This is a genomic window from Mesorhizobium sp. B1-1-5 (assembly GCF_006443065.1).
Classification (GTDB): domain Bacteria; phylum Pseudomonadota; class Alphaproteobacteria; order Rhizobiales; family Rhizobiaceae; genus Mesorhizobium.
In genome coordinates this window covers 21548-28293 of the sequence record NZ_VFWS01000063.1, presented here as the reverse complement: position 1 = coordinate 28293, position 6746 = coordinate 21548, and the positions used below count along the sequence as shown (strand labels likewise).

7 protein-coding genes are annotated in these 6746 nt (G+C 61.8%); all 7 read right to left on the bottom strand.

Translation table 11 applies throughout. From position 1 onward, the window contains the following. Nucleotides 1-152: 152 nt before the first annotated feature. The 7 genes from cimA to cysS all read right to left on the bottom strand — a co-directional run bounded on the left by cimA (nucleotide 153) and on the right by cysS (nucleotide 6505). Complete coding sequence (gene cimA / locus FJ980_RS18930) at nucleotides 153-1769, bottom strand: citramalate synthase (protein WP_140545325.1); 1617 nt, start codon at nucleotides 1767-1769, stop codon at nucleotides 153-155. 52 nt (nucleotides 1770-1821) lie between these two features. Beyond that, a complete protein-coding gene (gene pip / locus FJ980_RS18925) occupies nucleotides 1822-2787 on the bottom strand; it encodes a prolyl aminopeptidase (RefSeq protein ID WP_140545323.1) in 966 nt (321 codons plus the stop codon). Then, nucleotides 2784-3260 (bottom strand): GFA family protein, encoded by a 477-nt coding sequence (locus tag FJ980_RS18920; protein WP_140545321.1) that lies wholly within the window; start codon nucleotides 3258-3260, stop codon nucleotides 2784-2786. The genes pip and FJ980_RS18920 overlap by 4 nt, the downstream gene beginning before the upstream one ends. Then, the gene (locus tag FJ980_RS18915) at nucleotides 3257-3748 is read right to left on the bottom strand and encodes a GFA family protein (protein WP_140545319.1); all 492 of its coding nucleotides are present in this window, start codon (nucleotides 3746-3748) and stop codon (nucleotides 3257-3259) included. Before FJ980_RS18915 ends, FJ980_RS18920 begins: the two co-directional genes overlap by 4 nt. Before the next feature lie 21 nt (nucleotides 3749-3769). After that, the gene (locus FJ980_RS18910) at nucleotides 3770-4156 is read right to left on the bottom strand and encodes a VOC family protein (protein ID WP_140545317.1); all 387 of its coding nucleotides are present in this window, start codon (nucleotides 4154-4156) and stop codon (nucleotides 3770-3772) included. Beyond that, complete coding sequence (locus tag FJ980_RS18905) at nucleotides 4153-4551, bottom strand: endonuclease domain-containing protein (protein ID WP_140545315.1); 399 nt, start codon at nucleotides 4549-4551, stop codon at nucleotides 4153-4155. The genes FJ980_RS18910 and FJ980_RS18905 overlap by 4 nt, the downstream gene beginning before the upstream one ends. A gap of 202 nt (nucleotides 4552-4753) precedes the next feature. Further along, nucleotides 4754-6505, bottom strand: a complete 1752-nt coding sequence (gene cysS, locus FJ980_RS18895) for a cysteine--tRNA ligase (protein ID WP_140545313.1) — start codon at nucleotides 6503-6505, stop codon at nucleotides 4754-4756. Nucleotides 6506-6746: the final 241 nt, after the last annotated feature.

The window sequence follows — 6746 nt, the reverse complement described above, 5'->3', positions numbered from 1 at the left end:
CCTTTCCCTCCGGAGGGGGGAAAGGTGGCGCTGCGAAGCAGCGACGGATTGGGGGAACCACCTGGCAATCAAGCCTCAGGTCGATCAGTCGCGCCAGTCACACAAGATGTGTGCATACGATAGCCGCCTTCGCGGGGACGAGGAAAGGAGTTCTACTCCGCCGCCACCAGTCCCGCCATCTCGCGGTTCTTCATCAGCTTGTAGACGATCGAATCCATCAGCGCCTGGAAAGAGGCGTCGATGATGTTTTCCGACACGCCGACCGTCCACCAGCGGGCGCCGGTGGAATCGTTCGATTCGACCAACACGCGAGTGATGGCCTCGGTGCCGCCGTTGAGGATGCGCACCTTGAAGTCGGCGAGCTCCAGGTCGACGATCTCGCTCTGGTACTTGCCTAAATCCTTGCGCAGCGCGATGTCGAGCGCGTTGACCGGGCCATGTCCCTCGGCCACCGACATCTTCTCCTCGCCGTCGACCTCGACCTTCACGATCGCCTCGGAGACGGTCTTCAGATTGCCGTTGGCGTCGAAGCGGCGCTCGACCATGCAGCGGAAGGAGGTGACGTTGAAGAACTCCGGCAGGCCGTGCAGCATTTTTCGCGCGAGCAGCTCGAACGAGGCGTCGGCGCCTTCATAGGCATAGCCTTCGGCCTCGCGCTCCTTGACCACCGCGATCAGGGAGTCGAGCCGGTGATCGTCCTTGGGCACCTCGATGCCGCGCCGCTTCAATTCGGCGAGGAAATTGGCCTTGCCGCCCTGGTCGGAGACCATGACGCGGCGGCGGTTGCCGACGGCTTCCGGCGGCACATGCTCATAGGTCGCCGGCTCTTTGGCCAAAGCCGAGGCATGGATGCCGGCCTTGGTGGCGAAGGCGGAGGAGCCGACATAGGGCGCCTGGGCTTCCGGCGCGCGGTTGAGCAATTCGTCGAAGGCGCGGGAGAGCCTGGAGATTCCGGTCAGCGCCTCGGCCGAAATGCCGGTTTCGAAACGATCGGCGAAGGCGGGCTTCAGCGAAAGCGTCGGGACGATGGAGATGAGATTGGCGTTGCCGCAGCGTTCGCCGATGCCGTTCAGCGTGCCCTGGATCTGACGCACGCCGGCTTCGACGGCGGCCAGTGAATTCGCCACCGCCTGGCCGGTATCGTCATGGGCATGGATGCCGAGATGATCGCCCGGGATGCGGTGCGCGATCACCTTGCCGACGATTTCGCGCACTTCCGAAGGCTGCGTGCCACCATTGGTGTCGCACAGCACCACCCAGCGCGCGCCGGCATCGTATGCGGTTTTGGCGCAGGCCAGCGCGTAGTCGGGATTGGCCTTGAAGCCGTCGAAGAAATGCTCGCAATCGACCATGGCCTCCTTGGCCGAAGCGACCGCCGCCTCGACCGAGGTCTTGATCGAGTCCAGATTCTCCTCGTTGGTGCAGCCGAGCGCGACGCGCACGTGATAGTCCCAGCTCTTGGCAACGAAGCAGATGGCATCCGACTTCGACTGCACCAGCGCCGCCAGCCCCGGGTCGTTGGAAGCCGAGACCCCTGCCCGCTTGGTCATGCCGAAGGCGACGAATTTCGCGCTCTCGGTCCGTTTCTTCTGGAAGAAGGTCGTGTCGGTCGGGTTGGCGCCCGGATAGCCGCCCTCGACATAGTCGATGCCGAAGTCGTCGAGCAGCTTGGCGATCGCGATCTTGTCCTCGACGGAAAAGTCGATGCCCGGCGTCTGCTGGCCGTCGCGGAGGGTCGTGTCGAAGAGGTAAAGGCGTTGCTTTTTCATGGCAGTAGCTCGAAAGGCTGCGATCCTTCACCGTGGAGAGCGACGTGCATCACTATTTCCCCGCGAACCGATCCGTCGCCCGGATCAGCCGGTCCAGGATCCCGGGCTCCGAATAGGCGTGGCCTGCCCCCTCGATGAGGTGGAAATCGGCCTTCGGCCAGGCCTTGTGCAGCGCCCAGGCATATTTCGCCGGGCATGGCATGTCATAGCGGCCGTGGACGATGGTGCCGGGGACGTCCTTCAGCTTCCAGGCGTCGCGCAGCAGCTGCCCCTCCTCCAGCCAGCCGGCATGGACGAAATAGTGGTTCTCGATACGGGCAAACGCGATCGCGTAGTCGTCCTGGGCGAACGGGTCGCTGGTCTCGGGCTCCGGCAGCAGCGTGATCGTCTCGCCTTCCCAGATGCTCCAGGCACGGGCGGCCTGAACTTGAGCCTTGCGGTCGGAACCAACCAGCCGCTTGCGATAGGCGGCCATCATGTCGCCGCGCTCGGCCTCGGGGATCGGCGCCAGGAAGCGCTCCCATTTGTCGGGGAACATCTCGGAGACGCCGAACTGATAATACCATTCGAGCTCGGCGCGGGTCAGCGTGTAGATGCCGCGCACGACGAGCTCGCTGACACGCTCGGGATGCGTCTCGGCATAGGCGAGCGCCAGCGTCGAGCCCCAGGAGCCGCCGAAGACAAGCCATTTGTCGAAGCCAGCCAACTCGCGCAGGCGCTCGATATCGGCGACGAGATGCCAGGTGGTGTTGGCCTCCAGCGAGGCATTGGGTGTCGACTTGCCGCAGCCGCGCTGGTCGAACAGGATGACGTCGTAGAGTTTCGGGTCGAACAGGCATCGGTGTTTCGGCGAGATGGTGCCGCCCGGACCGCCATGCAGGAACACGGCGGGTTTGGCGCCCTTGGTGCCGCAGCGCTCCCAATAGACGGTGTGGCCGTCGCCAACGTCGAGCATGCCGGAATCGAACGGCTCGATCTCGGGGTAGAGCGTACGCAAGGAACCGCTGTGGATCGTCATAGTTTCAAGCCCTGCTGCGGCCAGTTGGCCGTCTCGTGGTCGGGATGCTGGAAGGAGATGATCTGCTCCTGCCGCCGATAGAAGTCGGGGTCGTCAAGGATCGGCGCCTCGAAGATCTTTTCCACCCAGGGCAGGCGAACGGCGTAATTCACCTGGATCTGCGGCGCGAGGTCAGAGCGGTCGTCGAAAGCGCCGATGGCGATCTCCAGCGCGCCGGGCTGGCGGTAGGTCAGCGGCGTGCCGCAGCGAGCGCAGAAGCCGCGGTCGATGTTGACCGAGGACTGAAAGTAGCTCGGCTCCTCATGGGTCCATTCGACGCCGTCCTTCGGCACCGCCACCAGCGCGCCGAAGAAATTGCCGAACTGTTTCTGGCACATGCGGCAATGGCAGATGGACGGGCGCCCAAGCTTGCCGTGGACGCGGAAACGTACGGCGCCGCACTGGCATCCGCCTGTTCGAACTTGGTCGGTCATGGTCTTTCCTCCGGCGGCCATTGCTCGGTGTCGTGATCGGGATGCTGATAGGAGACGAGCTCGGCCAGATAAGGCGCAGACGCGATATCGGCCATCGTGTCCTCGGACGGCAGATTGGGGATACCGTCGACATAGGGAAGCTTTGCTTCGATGCCCCACTGGATGCTGGGCGCGATGCCGGTCGGATCATCGAAGGCGGCGATTGCAAGTGCTGTGCCATCCGGCGCCTCGAAAGTCAGCGGCGTTCCGCATTCGGCGCAGAAGCCGCGCCAGGCGGCGTTGGACGAGCGGAAGCGCTTCGGCTCGCCGCGCGTCCAGTCGAGCGTCGCGCCGCGCACCGAGACCAGCGGCAGATAGAAGTTGCCGCTCGCCTTCTGGCACATGCGGCAATGGCAGACCGAGGCGTCGCCCAGCGCGCCCTCGACGCGGAAGCGCACCGCCCCGCACTGGCAGCCGCCTGTATAGACCGGCCGGTTGTCGAGGCTCATCGCTCACTCCTGGTCATCGGCTTACTCCGCATCATGGCAGACCGCCTCGACATTGTTGCCGTCGGGATCGAAGACGAAGGCGCCGTAATAGTTGGGGTGGTAGTGCGGCCGCAGACCCGGCCCACCATTGTCCTTGCCGCCCGCGGCGAGCGCCGCCGCATGGAAGGCGTCGACCTCGGCGCGGCTGCGGGCGGTGAAGGCGACATGCTGAGTGGATTTGGGCTTGTCCGTGCTGTCGCTCAGCCAGAACACCGGCCGGTCGCGGCCATAACCGCCAACCTTGGCGCCGCCGGTATATTGGTCAGGCACCATGTAGAGAAGCGAAGCGCCCAAAGGCGCCATCGCCTTGTCGTAGAAAGACTTGGATTTATCGAAGTCGGATACATTGACGCCGAGATGATCGATCACGGGACGAGCTCCTCCGTTTGTGGCGCGGGCGCATCGGCCAGGCCGGCCACGATGACGATGTGCTGGCAGGCATTGTCGATATCGCGGATCACGTCGTCGTTCCAGAAGCGCAGGATGGTCCAGCCTAAAGCTTCGAGCGTCGCGGTTCGTGCAGCGTCGGAAGCCGACACTTCAGCAAGAGCGTGCTGGGAGCCATCAATCTCGACGATCAGCTTTTTGTCAGGGCAAGCAAAGTCGACGATGTAGCCTGCGATAGGCATTTGCCGCCGAAAGGAAAGGCCCATCAGCCTATGTGCCCGGATTTCGTTCCAGAGCTTCAATTCGGCATCTGTCATTTGCTTGCGCATCTTGCGCGCATTGCCGCGGTTGGCGGGAGATACCCGATGATGGGTCATCGCGAGGCCCCCCTCTCTGTCCTGCCGGACATCTCCCCCTCAAGGGGGGAGATTGGATGTCGCCTAGCCTTTCGCCAATCGCCAACGTTGGAGATGGGACGCTGTCGCCGAAGCTGCTGATCTCCCCCCTTGAGGGGGAGATGCCCGGCAGGGCAGAGGGGGGCGCCTCGCGCCAACCTCTCCACTAAAGGAGCATCCGCCCTCACCGCTTGATCTCCCACGTGGTCACGCGCTCGCCGGTGACCGGATCCTTGCCGTCTTTCAACTGCACGCCCTGCGCCAGGAGCTCTTCGCGGATGCGGTCGGCTTCGGCCCAGTTCTTGTCGGCGATAAAGGAAAGGCGGGTTTTTATCGCGGCTTCTATGTTCTGTTCTTTGGACCTTTGAGATTCCAGAAACTCAATGAATGACATGATGCGTCGAGCACTTTTCGATGAATCGTTTTTCTGGTGCTCGATTTCGTTTCGAATAAGCTTTCTAACTGCCGAAATGGATTTAGGACCTATGTTGCTATCGGCATATTTCGATAACGCCTTTAAGGCACTGAACAACTCGGCCTCGGGTCGCAAACGACCGCTCTTGTAGAGCGGATTCTCTCTACCAAGTCGTCTAATGTCGTCTCTTTGCTCAGGACTTAACCTTCTCAGGTCCTCAAGTAACGAGGCCGCCTTGGCCGCAATATAGAATACCTTCGGCTTTTCAAACTTTATTCCGATCAACCTGCAATATTTATATAATGTATACGCTTCTCTCGATCTTACATTTGATTTTTTTGCTACCATATTCATCAATGAAATTGCATTCGACGTATCTATATCTTCTTTAATGAGCCCTTCCAGCTCAATATCTAAAGCCTTGTCAACTAGTCTTTCGGTTCTTTCATGGGCGACCTCTGACAATCGACCGAGGATAAACTCCGCCTCTTCGAGTTTTCTCACCGAGAAGTCGATTGGCTCACGATAGTGCGTCATCAGCATTGCAAGCCGAAGCACTGGCCCGCCCCACTTTCGCCCACCGAATCGCTCCGTTTCCAGCAGCTCATGGATCGAGAAGAAATTGCCGAGGCTCTTCGACATCTTCTGGCCTTCGACCTGCAGGAAGCCGTTGTGCATCCACACATTGGCCATGACCTTGGTGCCGTGGGCGCAGCGCGACTGGGCAATCTCGTTCTCGTGGTGCGGGAAGATCAGGTCCAAGCCGCCGCCATGGATGTCGAAGACCTCGCCGAGATAGGCGGCCGACATGGCCGAGCATTCGATGTGCCAGCCGGGCCGGCCCCTGCCCCACGGGCTCTCCCAGCCGGGCTCTTCCGGGCTCGACAGTTTCCACAGCACGAAATCGCCGGGGTTCTTCTTGTGCGCGTCGACCGCGATGCGCGCGCCGGCCTGCTGCTCGTCGAGATTGCGCTTCGACAATTCGCCATAGTCCGGCATCGAGGCGGTGTCGAACAGCACCTCGCCTGCGGCGACATAGGCGTGGCCGCGCTCGATCAACTGCCGGATCAGCGAGAGCATGTCGGCCTTGCCGTCGGCACGCGGTGCGACGAACTCGGTGGCGCGCGGCTCGTAGGTCGGCTGCAGGCAGCCGAGCGCCGCGACATCCTTGTGGTACTGGCCGGCGGTCTTTTCGGTGACCTTGCGGATCGCGTCGTTGAGCGACAGCTTTCCGGCCGCGATGTCGCCGCCGAAGTCGCGCAGCGCCCTGGCATTTATCTTGTCGTCGACATCCGTGATGTTGCGCACATACGTGACGTGGCTTTCGCCGTAGAGATGGCGCAACAGACGGAAGAGCACGTCGAAGACGATCGCCGGACGCGCATTGCCGATATGGGCAAAGTCGTAGACGGTCGGGCCGCAGACATACATGCGCACATTGTGCGGATCGATCGGAACGAAAAGTTCCTTTGTCCGCGTCAGCGTGTTGTAGAGGCTGAGGCCCTTCGATGCGTCCGACATGCGGTCCCGGTCCTTAATTTGGGTTCACTGGAACCAGCTCTGCGCCATCGGCGCAAATCAGGCTCCAGCCTGCTGGCCGGGGCGTTTTTCCGATCTGGGGAAAGATAAGGCGAAAACGTCCGGACCAGCGCGAGGCTAGCCAATAATGCAAATGCCACAAATGGCGAAAGACGTTTTCATGGGCGGCTTTATCGCGCCGGCAGGTGTTGCCGTCAAGTCGCCCCGCTCAGGAAAGATGTCG

Excerpts from the sequence above, each read along its gene's own strand:
- cimA (WP_140545325.1), bottom strand. The coding sequence starts at position 1,769 with ATGAAAAAGCAACGCCTTTACCTCTTCGACACGACCCTCCGCGACGGC.
- FJ980_RS18915 (WP_140545319.1), bottom strand. The coding sequence starts at position 3,748 with ATGAGCCTCGACAACCGGCCGGTCTATACAGGCGGCTGCCAGTGCGGG.
- FJ980_RS18905 (WP_140545315.1), bottom strand. The coding sequence starts at position 4,551 with ATGACCCATCATCGGGTATCTCCCGCCAACCGCGGCAATGCGCGCAAG.
- FJ980_RS18920 (WP_140545321.1), bottom strand. The coding sequence starts at position 3,260 with ATGACCGACCAAGTTCGAACAGGCGGATGCCAGTGCGGCGCCGTACGT.
- pip (WP_140545323.1), bottom strand. The coding sequence starts at position 2,787 with ATGACGATCCACAGCGGTTCCTTGCGTACGCTCTACCCCGAGATCGAG.
- cysS (WP_140545313.1), bottom strand. The coding sequence starts at position 6,505 with ATGTCGGACGCATCGAAGGGCCTCAGCCTCTACAACACGCTGACGCGG.